The following is a 16535-nucleotide window of genomic DNA, read 5'->3' on the forward strand; positions in this document are numbered from 1 at the left end:
CTTCGATCTCACACCCGCGCGGGACCGGACACAACCCCGCACCGGCAACTAGGCCCGGCCGGTCGTACCACCCGCGTACGGCGACCGTTATCGTGGGACCGCCATGGCGAAGATCTTCCAAGTGTCGGTACGGGCGGGCCTGACCCGCGTCGTCGAGCCCATCGCCCGGAGCCTGCTGCGGATCGGGGTCACCCCCAATGCGGTGACGGTCGCCGGCACGGTCGGGGTGCTCGTCGGCGCCCTCGGCTTCGGCGCCCGCGGCCACCTGGTGGCCGGCGCGCTGATCGTCACCGTCTTCGCCCTCACCGACCTGCTCGACGGCACGATGGCGCGGATGAGCGGCGGCTCCACCAAATTCGGCGCGTTCCTCGACTCCAGCATGGATCGGGTCGCCGACGGTGCGGTGTTCGCCGCGGTCGCGTACTGGCTGGCCACCGAGGGCGACCGGTGGGGGGTGGCGGCGGCGTTGGCCTGCCTGCTGCTCGGCGGGCTGGTCTCCTACGTCAAGGCCCGGGCCGAGGGCCTCGGGATGACCTGCAACGTGGGCATCGCCGAGCGCACCGAACGGCTGCTGATCGTCGGCGTCGGTGGCCTGCTGACCGGCCTGGGGCTGCTCTCCTGGGGACTGGTCGCCGCGCTCTGGCTGCTGGCGGCCGTCTCGCTGTTCACCGTCGGCCAGCGGATCGCGCACGTCCACCGGCAGGCCAACCGGGCCGAACCCAGCGGGGTCGGCCGGTGACCCCGGTCGAACTCGGCTACCTGGCCGGTTGGCGGCTGATCCGGGCGCTGCCCCGACCGGTCGCGGCGGCGGCCTTCCGCGCCGGCGCCGACCACGCCCACCGCAAGGGCGGCCGGGGTACGGCCCGACTCGCCGAGAACCTGCGCCGGGTGGTCGGCCCCGACCTGCCGCCGGCCGAGTTCGACGCGCTGGTGCGGGCCGGCCTGCGCTCGTACGCCCGGTACTGGATGGAGATGTTCCGACTGCCGGTGCTGAGCCGCGAGCAGCGACTGGCGACCTTCCGGCTGGACGGGGAGGATCTGCTCGCCGCCGACATGGCCGCCGGCCGGGGTGTGGTGGTCGCGCTGCCGCACGCCGGCAACTGGGACGCCGCCGGGGCCTGGGTGGCGGCGAAGGGCTGGCCGATCACCACGGTGGCCGAGCGGCTGCGGCCGGAGGGGGTCTACGAGCGGTTCGTCGCCTTCCGGGAGCGGCTCGGGATGGAGATCATCCCGCTCACCGGCGGGCAGCAGCCGCCGGTGGACGTGCTCGCGGACCGGTTGACTCGCGGCCACCTGGTGCCGCTGCTGGCCGACCGGGACCTCTCCGCACGGGGCGTGCCGGTGACCTTCTTCGGCGCCCCCACCCGGATGCCGGCCGGTCCGGCCCTGCTGGCGATCCGGACCGGGGCGCCGCTCTACGTCACCTCAATGTGGTACGAACCGGACATGGCGCGAGCGGCGCTGACCGGCCCGCTGACCGTGCCGGATCCCGACAGCGCCCCCCTTGACCAGCGGGTTCGGGCGATCACCCAGCAGATCGCCGACCAGTTGGCCGTCGGGATCGCCCGGCATCCGGAAGACTGGCACATGTTGCAACGGATGTGGGTCGAGCCGGCGTCGCCGACACGGGCCCCGTCGCAGCCGCCGACGCCGGCCCCGGTGGCGCCGTCCGAGCCGGCCTGAGGGGGAGGGGCGCTGTGCGGATCGGCATCGTGTGCCCGTACTCCTTCGACGTGCCGGGCGGGGTGCAGAACCACGTGATGGACCTCGCCGAGGCGCTGCTCGGTCTCGGCCACGAGGTGAGCGTGCTGGCACCCGCCGACGAGGATTCCGAACTGCCGCCCTACGTGGTGCCGGCCGGCCGGTCGGTGCCGTTCCCCTACAACGGTTCGGTGGCCCGGATCACCTTCGGGCCGCTCTCCACCGCCCGGGTGCGGCGCTGGCTGGCCCGCGGCGACTTCGACGTGCTGCACGTGCACGAACCGTTCGTGCTGAGCGTCTCGCTGCTGGCCGTGCTCTCCGCGCGCGGGCCGGTGGTGGCCACCTTCCACACCGCCATGACCAGGTCGAAGGCGCTGGCCGCCGCCCAGGGCATGCTGCAGCTGGTGCTGGAGCGGATCACCGCCCGGATCGCGGTCAGCGCGCTGGCCCGCAAGCTGCAGGTCGAACACCTCGACGGCGGCGCGGTCGAGATCCCCAACGGGGTGGCGGTCGGCAAGTTCGCCGGGGCCGAGCCGCTGCCCGGCTGGCCCGGCCCGAGCGGCGTCGGCACCGGGGGCACGCTGGGCTTCCTCGGCCGGTTCACCGAGGCGCGTAAGGGCTTCCCGGTGCTGCGGGACGCCTTCGTCGACCTGGCCCGCAGCCGGCCCGGCCTGCGGCTGCTGGTCGCCGGCCCGGGTGACCTGACCGACCTGCACGAGGGCGTGCCGGTCGAGCTGCGTGACCGGATCACCTTTCTGGGCCGGGTTTCGGAGGAGGAGAAGGCCCGGATGCTGCGCAGCGTCGACCTGTACGTGGCACCGAACATCGGCGGCGAGTCGTTCGGCATGATCCTCACCGAGGCGATGGCGGCCGGCACCACCGTGGTCGCCAGCGACCTGGACGCGTTCCGTCGGGTGCTGGACGGCGGGCGGGCCGGGCGGCTCTTCCCGACCGGCGATCCGGCCGCCCTGGCCGCCGCGGTCAGCGACCTGCTCGACGATCCGGCCGCCCGGGCCGAGCTGTCCGCCTGCGCCAGCCAGGTGGTGGCCGCGTTCGACTGGCCGACGGTGGCCCGCCGGGTGCTTGAGGTGTACGCGACGGCGATCGAGGCGACCGACGGCCGGGTGATGGACGTGGAGTGGACCGCACCGAGCTGATGACGTACCGGACCGACGGGGATTGAGGCAGCACTACGATGCCGGGCATGTGGTGGGTGGTGGGCGCCGCGCTGGCGGTCGGGCTGGTGGCGGTCTACCTGACCTGGACGGCCGCCCGGGTCGAGCGGCTGCACACCCGGGTCGCGGCGGCCGCCCGGGCGCTGGAGGCCCACCTGCTGCGCCGCGCCGCCGCCGCCGCGGTGCTCGCCGAGGAGCGGTACGCCACGGAGCTGTACGCGGCGGCCCGGATCGCGCTGGACGCCGGGCCGGACGAGCGGGAGGCGGCCGAGAACGACCTCACCCGCCAGTTGCGGGCCGCCCGGCTGGACCCGGACGACCCGGCCGCCGCCTCGGTGGTCGCCGCCAGCCGCCGGTTGGCGCTGGCCCGTCAGCTGCACACCGACCTGGTCCGCGACGCGCTCTCCGCCCGCCGCCGCCCGCTGGTCCGGCTGCTGCGGATGGCCCGCAAGCACGACCGGCCGCACTACTTCGACGTCGACGACCCCACCCTCGCCGCCCAGCCGGACCTGACCATCGCCTGACCCGCTCGGCAGGTGAGCCCGGCCACAGTGCAGGCCACCGGTTGGTCGATTGGCTGTCGGTCGCCGCCGGTCGGCGGCGTAGCATCGGGCCCGGGTCCGGCCGCCGGGTCGGGTTCCCCAGCATCGGATTCCGCCTGCGAGGAGCGACGTCACCGTGTCCGAGTCCACCGTGAGTTCCGAATCCACCACCGGCACCCCCGTCGTCGGCAGTGCCCGGGTCAAGCGCGGCATGGCGGAGATGCTCAAGGGCGGCGTGATCATGGACGTGGTCACCGCCGAGCAGGCCAAGATCGCCGAGGACGCCGGCGCGGTCGCGGTGATGGCCCTGGAGCGGGTGCCCGCCGACATCCGGGCGCAGGGCGGCGTCTCCCGGATGAGCGACCCGGACATGATCGACAGCATCATCAACGCGGTCTCCATCCCGGTGATGGCCAAGGCCCGGATCGGCCACTTCGTCGAGGCGCAGGTGCTGCAGTCGCTCGGCGTCGACTACGTCGACGAGTCGGAGGTGCTGACCCCCGCCGACTACGCCAACCACATCGACAAGTGGGCGTTCACGGTGCCGTTCGTCTGCGGCGCCACGAACCTCGGCGAGGCGCTGCGGCGGATCAACGAGGGCGCGGCGATGATCAGGTCCAAGGGCGAGGCCGGCACCGGGGACGTCTCCAACGCCACCACCCACATGCGCAAGATCCGCGCCGAGCTGCGCCGGCTCAGCTCGCTGCCCGCCGACGAGCTGTACGTGGCGGCCAAGGAGCTGCAGGCGCCGTACGAGTTGGTCCGCGAGGTGGCCGAGACCGGCAAGCTGCCGGTGGTGCTCTTCACCGCCGGCGGCATCGCCACCCCGGCCGACGCGGCGATGATGATGCAGCTCGGCGCCGAGGGCGTCTTCGTCGGCTCCGGGATCTTCAAGTCCGGCAACCCCGCCCAGCGGGCCGCCGCCATCGTCAAGGCCACCACCTTCCACGACGACCCCGACGTGCTGGCCAAGGTCTCCCGGGGCCTCGGCGAGGCGATGGTCGGCATCAACGTCGACGAGGTCCCCGCCCCGCACCGCCTCGCCGAGCGCGGCTGGTGAGCCGGTCGCGTGATCACGAAGGATCCGGGTCGCAGCGGCGACCCGGATCCTTCCGGATCATGTCGAAGAGCGGGGGGTGGGTGTGAGCGGGCGGCCGGTGGTGGGGGTGCTGGGGCTGCAGGGGGATGTGCGGGAGCACCTGCGGGCGTTGGGTGACGCGGGCGCGGACGCGCGTGTCGTGCGCCGCCCCGGTGAGGTCGACGAGGTCGACGCGCTGGTGGTGCCGGGTGGCGAGTCGACCACCATGAGCCGGCTGGCGGTGGAGTTCGAGCTGCTCGACCCGATCCGCAAGCGGGTCGCCGACGGGATGCCCGTCTACGGCTCCTGCGCCGGCATGATCATGCTCGCCACCGAGGTGCTCGACGGCCGCCCCGACCAGCGGGGCTTCGAGGGCATCGAGATGACCGTGCGGCGCAACGCGTTCGGCCGGCAGGTCGACTCGTTCGAGGCGCCCGTGGAGATCGCCGGCGTGCCCGGGCCGTTGTTCCACGCCGTGTTCATCCGGGCGCCCTGGGTGGAGCGGGTCGGCCCCGGGGTCGAGGTGCTGGGGCGGGTCACCAGCGGTGCGGCGGCCGGGCGGATCGTTGCCGTCCGGCAGGGCAACCTGCTGGCCACCGCGTTCCACCCGGAGCTGACCGGTGACCTGCGGGTACACCGCTACTTCGTGGAGCTGGTCCGGGCCGCGGGCTGACCGCCGCGCCCGGTTCCGGCCGGGCTGGTCCGGGCCGCGGGCTGACCCGTTGTACGGGGTGTGACAGCACCCCGGGGGCCGCCGGTAGGATTGCCCCGTCCGGCGGGTGGTTCCGCTCGCCACGGCTGCACGGCCATGATCGATGGCGCTTCGCGCGTACCCGATTGTTGTGGGCGTGGCGCCGACCCGCGGACGCCGCGGGCGGTGGAGCCGGGACGGCGGCGGTTGACGACGGAGGTTACCTATGTCCGGCCACTCCAAGTGGGCGACTACCAAGCACAAGAAGGCGGTCATCGACGCCAAGCGCGGCAAGATGTTCGCCAAGCTGATCAAGAACGTCGAGGTGGCGGCGCGCACCGGCGGCGGTGACCCGGCCGGCAACCCGACCCTCTTCGACGCCATCCAGAAGGCGAAGAAGAGCTCCGTCCCCAACGACAACATCGACCGGGCGGTCAAGCGCGGCTCCGGTCTGGAGGCCGGCGGCGCCGACTGGCAGACCGTGATGTACGAGGGCTACGGCCCCAACGGCGTGGCGCTGCTGATCGAGTGCCTGACCGACAACCGCAACCGGGCCGCCACCGAGGTACGCACCGCGCTGACCCGCAACGGCGGCTCGCTGGCCGACGCCGGCTCGGTGTCGTACATGTTCTCCCGCAAGGGCGTCGTGATCGTGCCGAAGGCCGGGCTCTCCGAGGACGACGTGCTGCTCGCCGTCCTGGACGCCGGCGCCGAGGAGGTCAACGACCTGGACGAGGCGTTCGAGGTGATCTCCGAGCCGAACGACCTGATCCCGGTCCGCACCGCCCTGCAGGAGGCCGGCATCGAGTACGACTCGGCCGAGTCGTCCCTGGTCCCGAGCGTCCGGGTCCCGCTCGACGAGGACGGCGCCCGCAAGATCTTCAAGCTGATCGACGTCCTGGAGGACTCCGACGACGTCCAGAACGTCTACGCCAACTTCGACGTCTCCGACGAGGTAATGGCCGCCGTCGCCTGACCCCCGCCCCGGGCGCGCCGGCGCCGCCATGATCATGAACACCGACCGCCCACCCGCGATCCCCTCGATGATCTGAGCGCTACTGCTGTTACCGGCGAGGTTTAACAGCAGTAGCGCTCAGATCATCGACTGCGCCACGCGCACACCTGGCCGCTGTCGGCGCAGGGGGGCTACCGCTTCACCGCTTGGAGGAACGCGGCCCACGCGGACGGCCCGAAGGTCAGCGACGGTCCCGCCTGGTCCTTGCTGTCCCGCACCAGCACCCGACCGGGGAGATTGTCAGCGACCTCCACGCAGTTACCCGTCGCGGTGCTGCGGCGGGACGTGCGCCAGTTCGGGGTACTCCTCAGGTCCATGACTCCGCCGCTTTCGTGATGAGTTCAAGGCTCCGGTGCTGCGGCTCAGCGTACTCGCGTACCGCCTCCCACCTTCTTTCAAGGGCTGTCACGCCCACCGGGTTCTCCACCACACCACCCTCCGGATGGCCGTCGACCAGCCCTACCGTGCGTCCCTGGACGCTGGCGAGCGCAAGCGGCCCGTTGAGCCCGGCGTACGCGCCGACGTGCGACGGCACCACGTAGATGCTCACGTTCGGGCGCTGGATCGCCTCCACCAGCGCAAGAAGCTGTGGGCGCATCACCGTCGGTCCGCCGACCGGCCGATAGAGCACACCTTCATCGAGAGTCACGACCAACCGGGCAGGGCTGTCGTTGCGGGTTATGACTGCCTGCCTGGCAAGCCGATTCATCACGGCTTCCTCTGCTGCGGCACCGGCCAACTCGGTTCCGATGATGGCGCGTGCGTAGGCCTCGGTCTGGAGCAGGCCGGGGACGATGACGGTTTCGAAGTGCCGCAACAGGTCCGCTTCACGTTCATGCTCGAACCACGACTTCAGCCAGATCGGGGTCACCTCGTTTCGAATGTGCCCCTCGTAGTACTCGACAAAGGACGTCCCGAGTGCCTGGTCAACTGCTGCCAGGTAGTCCGGGGTCACCGGGCGTTCGCCGCGCTCGATGCCGCCGACGTGCTGCGCCGAATAATGGATCTTGGCAGCCCAGGCGTCCTGGCTGAGCCCGATCAACTCGCGCAGTCGACGAAGGTGCCTTATCAGAAAGTCGCTGCCGGCCACAACCCATTCACATCCTCACGTTCACTCGGGTTGCGCTGACATTGTGCAAACCCTGAGTCGTACCAATAATCTTCCGACCCTCATGGTCTGTCGTCCAGGGTGGATTTCAACAGTGGAGCCCACCTACCGATTCGACCGGAGGTAGCGCAGATGGGAAACGACGACGAACACCGAACAGGCAACCGTCCGCCGGTCGGGCGGTACGGCAGGTGGCGGCCGATCAACAGTCGGCGCATCGGCGGGCACCACGACAACCCGGGCCGCGTCGAGCCCCACCGCCGCTACGACGAACGTGATCGGCCGGTCCCGTCCATCGGGCCGATCCAGGGACCGGTCCTGTTCCCGGACACCATTCCGCGGCACGTCCAGGCGGACTCGCTGCGGATGATGCTCGCGCGCCACGCGCCGGATGGCGACCGGATGTGTCGATGCGGCCTACCGCTCGGCGAACTGACCGGACTCTGCTGGTACGGCCGGCAGGCACAGAAACGGCTCTCCGAGCTGGCTCCCGATCATCGGGCCGAGAGTCCCGGCGAGCCGGACCGATAGCCCCCCGTGACCCACGTCATAAGGCGAGCTGTCAGATATCCCGCCGCTGCCGCGTTCAAAGGGCACGCGAACAGACGGGAGCCAGAAATGCCGCACCGCATCACCGTTCTGGGGGCCGGATACGCCGGGGCCTCCGCCGCCGGCGTCCTCGCCCGCCACCTGCACCCCGACGATTTCGAGATCACCGTCGTCAACGCCGAACCGGACTTCGTCGAACGGATTCGGCTGCACCAGCTCGCCGCCGGCCGGGACCTGCGCCGGTTCGGCCTGGCGGAGATGTTCGCGGGCACGGGCATCCAGCTGCGCGTGGCCCGCGTCACCGCGATCGACGCCGGGCGGCGCACCGTCAGCGCCGGCGACGACCAGATCGGGTACGACACCCTGCTCTACACCCTCGGCAGCACCATCGGCGAGCACGGTGTTCCGGGCGTGGCCGAGCACGCCTTCGACGTCGCCGGGCGGCCGGCGGCGCTGCGGCTGCGGCAGCGCCTGGCCGATCTCCCCGATGGCGGTTCGGTGCTTGTCGTCGGCGGCAACCTGACCGGCATCGAGGTCGCCACCGAGATCGCCGAGTGCCGACCCGGGCTGCGGGTCAGCCTCGCCACCAGCGGCGAACTGGGTGGTTGGCTGGGCCCGTCGGGTCGCCGGCACCTGCTGGGCGCCTTCGACCGGCTCGGTATCACCGTCGCGCAGCACACCACCGTCGCTCGGGTCGAGCCGACCGGCGCCGTCGCCACCGACGGCACGGCGCTGTCGGCCGACGTGACGGTGTGGGCGGCCGGGTTCGCCGTGCATCCGATCGCCGCCGCCAGCGGCCTTGCCGTCGAGTCCGACGGCCGGATCACCGTCGACCGGATGATGCGGTCCGTCTCCCACCCGGACGTCTACGCGGCCGGGGACAGCGCCTTCGTCATCGGCGACAACGGCCAGCCGCTGCCGATGTCCTGCGGCTCGGCGGGCTTCACCCGGATGCAGGCGACGGCCGCGATCATCGGCGACCTCACCGGGCAGCGGATCCCGAAGACCTCGCTGGCCTACCTCGGCAACTGCATCAGCCTCGGGAGCCGGGACGCGATCTTCCAGACGGTGGACGGCGCGGCGCGGTCGAGATCATGGGCGCTGCGCGGCCGGCCCGCCTCGCTGGTCAAGAACTTCGTGCTCAGGGGCGCCACCTGGGGCATCAGCAACCCGACCTACGGACTGCCGGCCCGCCGGCGTCGCCTGGCGAAGGCGCCGCACCGCCCGGTCCAGCCGGCGGTGGCCGACTAGCGTGGCCGTCATGGACGCCGCCACCGTGGAGCGTTTCGAGGCCAACCGGGACCGGTTGGCCTCGCTCGCGTACCGCCTGCTCGGGTCGGCGGCCGACGCCGAGGACGCCGTGCAGGACACGTTCCTGCGTTGGCACGCCGCCGACCGGGACCGCATCGAGGTGCCCGAGGCGTGGCTGACCAAGGTGGTGACCAACGTGTCCCTCGACCGGCTGCGGTCGGCGCAGGCCCGGCGCGAGCGGGCGGCCGGCGAGTGGCTGCCCGAACCGCTGCTCGACGGCGACCCGATGCTCGGCCCGGCCGACACCGCCGTGCAGCGCGAATCGGTGACCCTGGCGATGCTGCTGCTGATGGAGCGCCTCTCCCCGGTCGAGCGGGCGGTCTACGTGCTGCGCGAGGCGTTCGCCTACCGCCACACCGAGATCGCCGAGATCCTCGACATCACCGAGTCCGCCAGCCAGCAGCACGCGCACCGCGCCCGGCAGCGGATCGCCGCCGGGCGGGCCGGTGGTCGGATCGACCAGGCCGCCGCCCGCAGGGTCGTCGAGGCGTTCGTCGCCGCCGCCTCCTCGGGCGACGTAGACCGGCTGGTGGCGCTGCTCACCGACGACGCGACCGGGATCTCCGACGGCGCCGGCTTCGGGCCGGCCCGCAAACTGCTGCGGCACGCGGACCCGCGGCGGCTGGCCATCGCCCTGCGGGCCGCCTTCCTGCCGACCCCGGCGAAGCGGAAGCTGGTCGGCGGCTCCCCGTCGATGTACGCCGAGGTGGTCAACGGCTCGCCCGCCCTGATCGCCGCGCTCGGCGACCGGGTCGTCGGAGTGGTGGTCCTGGCGGTCCGCGACGACCGGATCGCGGCCGTCTGCGGCATCGCCGACCCGGGCCGGCTCGGCCGCCTCACCCGCTGGTGGCGGCGGCGCGAGCCGGCCGCCCCGGTCATCACATCCTGGTGACCGGCGGCGGTCAGCCTGCCGCGTCGGCTCCGGACCCGGGCATTGACGGCTGAGCCGGGCGGCCGGGCGTCGTCGGGTGCGCCGGGCCGGCCAGGGTGGCCGGCACCGCCATGCCGGGGACCGGGTGGAACGCGGGTGTGCTGCCGGCGATGCGGTCCCGCTGCGCGGCGCTGATCTGCCGGATCACCCTGGTGAAGGTGTACGCGGCGAGCACCATCACCGCGGCCACGATCGCCTGGTACCCGAACGCCTCGCCGTAGTATCCGACGTAGCGCTGGTAGTCGGAGCGGGCGCTGAGCAGTTGGGGCAGGCTCCCGTAGGTCTGTTCGTCGGCGCGGCTGACCAGCCGGTCAACGATCGCCCACCCGATCCACGCCGCCCACCACACCTTCAGCACGGTCGGGGTGTCCGCCCGGCGCAGCGTCTCCCGGGCGATGTTGGCCACCACCCGGTAGGGCATGACCAGGTTGACGAACGGCACCAGCCACCCGGCGATGGACCAGCCCACCGAGATGGGGGTCGCCGCGTCCGGGAACGCGTCCAGGTTCTTGCGGGCCCGGTAGGTCCAGATGATCGTCAGGACCGCCGTGGTCAGCAGCGCGACCACCAGCGGCAGCGAGACCAGCACGGTCACCAGCAGGGCGACGTCCAGCAGCGCCGGGTCGCTGGTGTCCCGGGCCTGGACGGCGAGTGACCTGCCGATCAGGGTGGAGAGCCAGTACGCCACGGTGAACCCGGCGGTGACCCAGGCGGCCACCACCGCGGCGGTGCCGATCCCGGTCACCGGGTAAGTACGTGCGCCGAGCCGGACCATGGGCGGTGGGGCGGGTGCCTGGCAGGTCGGGCAGAAGGCGTCGGAGACGGCGAGCGCCGCGCCGCAGGTTCGGCAGATCATCGGTTACTCCTGTGTAGACATGAGCGGCCAGCTTAGGGCGTCGGTCGACTCACCGCAGCCCGGTTTGTCGGCGCGGTCGCCGGACCGGTCCGGGCCGGCCGCATCCAACCGGTGACCTCCCGACGAAGTGTCCCGGTAGGGGATCGTCGACTCCGGGAGGGTGGCCAGGGTGCTGACCGAGGGGGCGTCACGGGTGGATCCGCAGCCGGCCCGCGACCGGCTGCGCCGGGCCGGTGACCGGCTCGACCCGTACCGGGTGGCCGACCTGGTGGCGGAGCTGGCCGGGGCGGCGGGCGTGGTGGAGGTGTGGGACCAGCTCTGCGTACCGCTGCTGGCTGGCCTGCCCGGCCGGGCCGGGATCGACATCGCGGTCGAGCACACGCTGTCGGAGGGCATCCGGGCCGGCCTGGACCGGCACGCGCCGCGCCCGGACCAGGGCGGTCCGGGCCGGCCGGAGAAACCGGGACCGGGACGGGTGCGCGGGGTGCTGCTGGCGGCCGCGGAGCGGGAGGAGCACTGTCTGGCGCTGCACGCGCTGGCGGCCGCGTTGCGCGAACGCGGCCGGTCGTGCCTGCTGCTGGGCGCCGCGGTGCCGTGGAGCGCGTTGTCGACCGCGGCCCGCCGGACCGCCGCGCAGACCGTGGTGGTGTGGGCGCAGACCCAGGCCACCGGCCGGGACCATCGGCTCGTCCGGCTGGCCCGGGGGCTGCCGGAGACCCGGGTCTTCGCGGCCGGGCCGGGTTGGCCGGCGCGGCTGCCCGGACCGGTGGCCCGGCTCGGATCGCTGCGGGAGGCGGTACGCCGATGCGGCCAGGCGGGTGACGCCGGCCACATACGAAACGATACCGTTCCGTATCGCTTCCTGCGGCCCTAGAGTCGGTCGGCGGGGGTGGCCGACAGCCACCGCACCCGACGGGGGAGGGGCACCAGGATGAGCACCACACCGAACACCGGGCGGACCGACCCGCCCGACACCGGACATCCACGGCGCTGGGCGATCCTCGGCGTACTGGTGATCAGCCTGCTGGTGGTGGTGCTCGACAACACCATCCTCAACGTCGCGCTGCGCACCCTCGCCGACCCGGTACACGGGCTCGGCGCCACCCAGGGCGAACTCGAGTGGTCGATCAACTCGTACACCCTGGTCTTCGCGGGTCTGCTCTTCACCTTCGGCGTGCTCGGCGACCGCTACGGGCGCAAGCGCTTCCTGCTGCTCGGCCTGGCCGCCTTCGGGCTCTCCTCGCTGCTGTCCGCGTACGCCCAGGACCCGGCGCAACTGATCGCCGCCCGGGCGGTGATGGGCCTCGGCGGGGCGGCCATCATGCCGGTCACCCTCTCGATCATCTCCAACGTCTTCGACCCGCGTGAACGCGGCCGGGCGATCGGCGTCTGGGCCGGCGCGGTCGGTCTGGCCGTCGCCATCGGGCCGGTCGCCGGCGGGCTGCTGCTGGAGCGCTTCTGGTGGGGCTCGGTCTTCCTGGTCAACGTCCCGGTGGTGGCCGTCGGCCTGATCGCCGTCGCCCTGCTGGTGCCCGAGTCGCGCGACCCGAAGCCCGGCCGGATCGACGTGCTCGGAGTGGCGCTGTCGGTCGTCGGGCTGGTCGCCCTCTCCTACGGCATCATCGACGGCGGCGAGCACGGCTTCGGCCGGCCGGTGGTCTGGGCGGCGATCCTCGGCGGACTCGCGGTGCTGGCCGCCTTCGTCCGCCACGAACTGCGCATCCCGTACCCGTCGCTGGACGTCCGGCTGTTCACGCTGCCGCGGTTCGCCGCGCCGGTCGCGCTGGTCGGGCTGGTCTTCTTCGCTGCGATGGGCGTGCTCTTCTTCAGCTCGTTCTACTTCCAACTGGTACGCGGCTACACACCGCTGCAGACCGGCCTGCTCTACCTGCCCTTCGCCGGCGCCCAACTCCTGTTCGCCCCCCGCAGCGCCGCCCAGGTACACCGGTACGGAGCGAAGGCGGTCGCCGCCGCCGGGCTCGGCCTCACCCTGGTCGGCGTCGGCGCCTTCGCCCTGGTCGACGCCGAAACCCCACTGTGGATCATCTGCGTCGTCTTCTTCCTGCAGGGTGCCGGGATGGCCAGCATCGTGCCGCCGGCCACCGAACTGATCATGTCCGCGCTGCCCCGCGAGAAGGCCGGCGTCGGATCGGCGGTCAGCAACACGATCCGCCAGGTCTCCGGCGCGCTCGGCCTGGCGGTGCTCGGCTCGGTGCTGGCCGCCATCTACCGCAGCCGGATCTCCGACACCGCCGGGACGCTGCCCGAGCCGGTCCGGTCGGCGGCCGGCGAGTCGATCTCCGGGGCGTACGGGGTGGCCGACCTGCTCGGTCCGGCCGGGGCCGGCCTGATCGCCGCCGCCGACGACGCCTTCCTCACCGCCATGCACACCGCCGCCACCGTCGCCGCGGTGGTGGCCGGGCTGGGCGTGCTGGTGGTGCTGCGCTGGATGCCCGGCCGCCCCACCCCGGCGCCCGGACCGGCCGACACCGCCAGACCGGCCGACACCGCCGGACCGGCCGACACCACCGGGCCGGGTTCCCGGGATCCGGTCGGGGCCGGGCGAGAATAGCCAGTCATGACCGTCGCAGACGTCCCGCCCCGGCCACCCGGCCGACCCCGCAGCAGCCGCGCGGACGAGGCGATCGTGGCGGCGACGCTCGCCCTGCTCGCCGAGGGCACCGCGATCGAGGCGATCGCGATCGAGGCGATCGCGGCGCGGGCCGGCGTCGGCAAGGCCACCATCTACCGGCGCTGGCCGGGCAAGGACGAACTGCTGCGCGACGCGCTGCGTACCCTGAAGGGCCCACCGCCCGTGCCGGCCGGCGAGTCGGTCCGCGACGACCTGATCGCGCTGCTGGAACCGATCTGTCGGGGCACCGACGGCCCGGCCGCCCAGGTGCTGCCCAGCCTGGTGCTGGCCGGGCGGACCAGCCCGGAGCGGCACCGGCTCTACCAGGAGCTGATCGAGCCGAGCCGCGAGGTGCTGCGGGAGGTGCTGCGCCGAGGGGTACGTCTCGGCGAACTCCGGGCCGACCTGGACGTCGAGTTGGCGGTGGCGCTGCTGACCGGACCGGTGCTGACCCAGCGGATGCTGCGCGCCCAGCCCCGCCTGGACGGAGCGAACCTGCCGGCCCGGGTCGTCGACGCCGTCCTGGCCGGCATCGCCGGACCGGACGGCGCGGGGCGTGTCGACGTTCCGGACCGGATCGGCGACCAGTAGGGTGTCGAACACACGTACGTGCTGACGGCAGGGGAGGGGGCGGCGTGCGGGTTCTCGGCGTCGACCCAGGGCTGACCAGGTGCGGCGTCGGGGTGGTGGAGGGGGTGCCCGGCCGGCCGTGCACGCTCGTCGCCTACTACGTGATCCACACCGACCCCGGCAACGAACTGCCGCTGCGCCTGCTGCACCTGGACCGCACCCTCACCGACCTGGTGGCCGAACACCGGCCCGCCAGCGTCGCCGTCGAGCGGGTGTTCAGCCAGCACAACGTGCGTACGGTGATGGGCACCGCGCAGGTGAGCGCGGTGGCGGTGCTGGCCGGCGCGCGCGCCGGGCTGCCGGTCCAGACCTACACTCCCAGCGAGGTGAAGGCGGCGGTGACCGGCTCCGGCCGGGCCGACAAGGCGCAGGTCACGGCGATGGTCACCCGGCTGCTCGGGTTGACCGAGGCGCCCCGGCCGGCGGACGCCGCGGACGCGTTGGCGCTGGCCATCTGCCATGTCTGGCGGGGCGGCACCAGATCGAAGCTGGCGGCGGCGGCCGCCGCCAGACGAGGAGGAGCGGCATGATCGCGAGCGTGCGGGGCGTGGTGGCCGGGCTCTCGCCGGACGGCGCGGTGATCGAGGTGGGTGGCGTCGGACTGGCCGTGCAGTGCGCGCCCGGCACGCTCGCCGGCCTGCGGGTCGGCGGGCCGGCCCGGCTGGCGACCAGCCTGGTGGTCCGGGAGGACTCGCTGACCCTCTACGGCTTCGCCGACGACGACGAGAAGCAGCTGTTCGAGCTCCTGCAGACGGCCAGCGGGGTCGGCCCCCGGCTGGCCCAGGCGGTGCTGGCCGTGCACACCCCGGACACCGTCCGCAAGGCGATCGCCAACGCCGACACCGCCACCCTGACCCGGGTGCCGGGGATCGGCAAGAAGGGCGCCGAGCGGCTGGTGCTGGAGCTGCGCGACCGGATCGGCCCGGTGGCGGTCGGCCCCGACGGTGCCGCCGGGGTGACCGTCGGCGCCTGGCCGGACCAGGTACGCCAGGCACTGATCGGGCTCGGCTGGACCGCCGCCCAGGCCGACCAGGCGGTGGCCGCGGTCGCGGAGACCCTCGACGGCGCCACCCCGCCAGTGCCGGTGCTGCTCAAGCAGGCCATCCGGCTGCTCGGGAAGACCCGATGACCGCTGCCGACGACCCGTCGACCGGCCTGGTCTCCGGGTACGCCAGCGACGCCGACCGGGACGCCGAGGCCAGCGTCCGGCCGAAGCGGCTGGCCGACTTCATCGCCCAGCACCGGGTACGCGACCAGCTCGACCTGCTGCTGCGCGGCGCGATGGGCCGCGGCCGCCCCCCGGACCACATCCTGCTGTCAGGGCCGCCTGGCTTAGGTAAGACCACGTTGGCCAACATCGTCGCCGCCGAGCTCGGTGCGGGGCTGCGGGTGACCAGCGGGCCGGCCATCGAACGCTCCGGTGACCTAGCCGCGATCGTCACCAGCCTGACCGAGGGCGACGTGCTCTTCATCGACGAGATCCACCGGATCGCCAAGCCCGCCGAGGAGCTGCTCTACAGCGCGATGGAGGACTTCCGGGTGGACGTGGTGGTGGGCAAGGGGCCCGGTGCCACCGCCATCCCGCTGGACGTCGAGCCGTTCACGCTGGTCGGGGCGACCACCCGGTCCGGACTGCTGACCGGCCCGATGCGCGACCGGTTCGGGTTCGTGGCGCACCTGGACTTCTACGACGCGGCCGACCTGGCGGTGCTGCTGCACCGGTCGGCGCGGATCATGGACGTGCCGATCACCGAGGACGGGGCGGCCGAGATCGCCGGCCGGTCCCGGGGCACCCCGCGGATCGCCAACCGGCTGCTGCGCCGGGTCCGCGACTACGCGGAGGTGCGCGCGGACGGGGTGGTCAACCTGGCCACCGCGCGGGCCGCGCTGCGCGTCTACGACGTCGACGAGCTCGGCCTCGACCGGCTGGACAAGGCGGTGCTGACCGCGCTGGTCGACTCGTTCCGGGGTGGTCCGGTGGGGTTGTCGACGCTGGCGGTGGCGGTGGGGGAGCAGCCGGACACCGTCGAGGAGGTCTGCGAGCCGTTCCTGGTCCGGGCGGGTCTGCTGGCGCGGACCCCGCGCGGCCGGGTGGCCACCGAGGCGGCTTGGCGCCATCTGGGTCGTACGCCCCCGACTGGTACCTTTGGCCTGGGTGCCGCCCCGGCGCCCGACCTGTTCTCCGCGGAGACGCCTGGGCCGTGATCCGTTCGTGATCCCTGCCGCCTGCGGTGCTCTCAGCCTGAGGGATTACACTCGCCGCGTTGTTAACAGGACGTGAGATCCTGCCTCCGGTCCGGCGCGGCGCGTCGTCCG

General features: G+C 73.0%; 19 protein-coding genes. 16 read left to right on the top strand and 3 right to left on the bottom strand.

Going from position 1 to position 16535, the window contains the following annotated elements; all coding sequences use genetic code 11:
- The first annotated feature begins 103 nt into the window (after positions 1 to 103).
- From pgsA to O7627_RS13245, 7 genes are all read left to right on the top strand, one after another.
- Entirely contained in the window at positions 104 to 739 is a 636-nt protein-coding gene (gene pgsA / locus O7627_RS13215; protein WP_278093803.1) for a phosphatidylinositol phosphate synthase, read from the top strand.
- Positions 736 to 1683: a phosphatidylinositol mannoside acyltransferase gene (locus tag O7627_RS13220; protein WP_278093804.1), complete on the top strand. Its 948-nt coding sequence runs from the start codon at positions 736 to 738 to the stop codon at positions 1681 to 1683. The genes pgsA and O7627_RS13220 overlap by 4 nt, the downstream gene beginning before the upstream one ends.
- Positions 1684 to 1697: 14 nt before the next feature.
- Positions 1698 to 2858, top strand: coding sequence for a glycosyltransferase family 4 protein (locus O7627_RS13225; RefSeq protein ID WP_278093805.1), 1161 nt, complete (start codon positions 1698 to 1700; stop codon positions 2856 to 2858).
- 47 nt (positions 2859 to 2905) lie between these two features.
- Positions 2906 to 3400, top strand: coding sequence for a hypothetical protein (locus tag O7627_RS13230; protein WP_278093806.1), 495 nt, complete (start codon positions 2906 to 2908; stop codon positions 3398 to 3400).
- A gap of 154 nt (positions 3401 to 3554) precedes the next feature.
- Positions 3555 to 4478, top strand: a complete 924-nt coding sequence (gene pdxS, locus O7627_RS13235) for a pyridoxal 5'-phosphate synthase lyase subunit PdxS (RefSeq protein ID WP_278093807.1) — start codon at positions 3555 to 3557, stop codon at positions 4476 to 4478.
- Between the two features lie 76 nt (positions 4479 to 4554).
- A complete protein-coding gene (gene pdxT / locus O7627_RS13240; protein WP_278093808.1) occupies positions 4555 to 5169 on the top strand; it encodes a pyridoxal 5'-phosphate synthase glutaminase subunit PdxT in 615 nt (204 codons plus the stop codon).
- A 244-nt stretch (positions 5170 to 5413) separates the two neighbouring features.
- Positions 5414 to 6163, top strand: coding sequence for a YebC/PmpR family DNA-binding transcriptional regulator (locus O7627_RS13245; protein ID WP_278093809.1), 750 nt, complete (start codon positions 5414 to 5416; stop codon positions 6161 to 6163).
- A 170-nt stretch (positions 6164 to 6333) separates the two neighbouring features.
- Here O7627_RS13245 and O7627_RS13250 read toward each other — a convergent pair whose 3' ends face one another.
- Both O7627_RS13250 and O7627_RS13255 read right to left on the bottom strand, forming a co-directional pair.
- The gene (locus O7627_RS13250) at positions 6334 to 6519 is read right to left on the bottom strand and encodes a DUF397 domain-containing protein (RefSeq protein WP_278093810.1); all 186 of its coding nucleotides are present in this window, start codon (positions 6517 to 6519) and stop codon (positions 6334 to 6336) included.
- Positions 6510 to 7292 (bottom strand): helix-turn-helix transcriptional regulator, encoded by a 783-nt coding sequence (locus O7627_RS13255; RefSeq protein WP_278093811.1) that lies wholly within the window; start codon positions 7290 to 7292, stop codon positions 6510 to 6512. The genes O7627_RS13250 and O7627_RS13255 overlap by 10 nt, the downstream gene beginning before the upstream one ends.
- Before the next feature lie 150 nt (positions 7293 to 7442).
- Between O7627_RS13255 and O7627_RS13260 the strand changes: the two genes are divergently transcribed.
- The 3 genes from O7627_RS13260 (at position 7443) to O7627_RS13270 (ending at position 10062) form a co-directional block, all read left to right on the top strand.
- Entirely contained in the window at positions 7443 to 7841 is a 399-nt protein-coding gene (locus O7627_RS13260; protein ID WP_278093812.1) for a hypothetical protein, read from the top strand.
- Positions 7842 to 7928: 87 nt separating this feature from the next.
- Positions 7929 to 9110, top strand: coding sequence for an FAD-dependent oxidoreductase (locus O7627_RS13265; protein ID WP_278093813.1), 1182 nt, complete (start codon positions 7929 to 7931; stop codon positions 9108 to 9110).
- A 10-nt stretch (positions 9111 to 9120) separates the two neighbouring features.
- A complete protein-coding gene (locus O7627_RS13270; protein ID WP_278093814.1) occupies positions 9121 to 10062 on the top strand; it encodes a sigma-70 family RNA polymerase sigma factor in 942 nt (313 codons plus the stop codon).
- Positions 10063 to 10072: 10 nt separating this feature from the next.
- On the opposite strand, the gene O7627_RS13275 is transcribed toward O7627_RS13270, so the two are convergent.
- Positions 10073 to 10957: a DUF4328 domain-containing protein gene (locus O7627_RS13275; RefSeq protein WP_278093815.1), complete on the bottom strand. Its 885-nt coding sequence runs from the start codon at positions 10955 to 10957 to the stop codon at positions 10073 to 10075.
- A gap of 169 nt (positions 10958 to 11126) precedes the next feature.
- On the opposite strand from O7627_RS13275, the gene O7627_RS13280 reads away from it, so the two are divergent.
- From O7627_RS13280 to ruvB, 6 genes are read left to right on the top strand one after another with little or no spacing between them, the layout of a single operon-like run.
- A complete protein-coding gene (locus O7627_RS13280) occupies positions 11127 to 11831 on the top strand; it encodes a transcriptional regulator (protein WP_278093816.1) in 705 nt (234 codons plus the stop codon).
- A gap of 57 nt (positions 11832 to 11888) precedes the next feature.
- Positions 11889 to 13529 carry an MFS transporter gene (locus tag O7627_RS13285; protein ID WP_278093817.1) on the top strand — a complete coding sequence of 547 codons (1641 nt, stop codon included), beginning with the start codon at positions 11889 to 11891 and terminating at the stop codon, positions 13527 to 13529.
- Between the two features lie 6 nt (positions 13530 to 13535).
- On the top strand, positions 13536 to 14180 hold the full coding sequence (locus O7627_RS13290; protein ID WP_278093818.1) for a TetR/AcrR family transcriptional regulator: 645 nt from the start codon (positions 13536 to 13538) through the stop codon (positions 14178 to 14180).
- Positions 14181 to 14224: 44 nt separating this feature from the next.
- Positions 14225 to 14749 (top strand): crossover junction endodeoxyribonuclease RuvC, encoded by a 525-nt coding sequence (gene ruvC / locus O7627_RS13295; RefSeq protein WP_278093819.1) that lies wholly within the window; start codon positions 14225 to 14227, stop codon positions 14747 to 14749.
- Positions 14746 to 15348: a Holliday junction branch migration protein RuvA gene (ruvA, locus tag O7627_RS13300; RefSeq protein ID WP_278093820.1), complete on the top strand. Its 603-nt coding sequence runs from the start codon at positions 14746 to 14748 to the stop codon at positions 15346 to 15348. The genes ruvC and ruvA overlap by 4 nt, the downstream gene beginning before the upstream one ends.
- Positions 15345 to 16424, top strand: a complete 1080-nt coding sequence (ruvB, locus tag O7627_RS13305; RefSeq protein WP_278093821.1) for a Holliday junction branch migration DNA helicase RuvB — start codon at positions 15345 to 15347, stop codon at positions 16422 to 16424. The genes ruvA and ruvB overlap by 4 nt, the downstream gene beginning before the upstream one ends.
- Positions 16425 to 16535: the final 111 nt, after the last annotated feature.

The organism is Solwaraspora sp. WMMD1047, assembly GCF_029626155.1.
In the GTDB taxonomy this organism is placed as follows: Bacteria; Actinomycetota; Actinomycetes; order Mycobacteriales; family Micromonosporaceae; genus WMMD1047.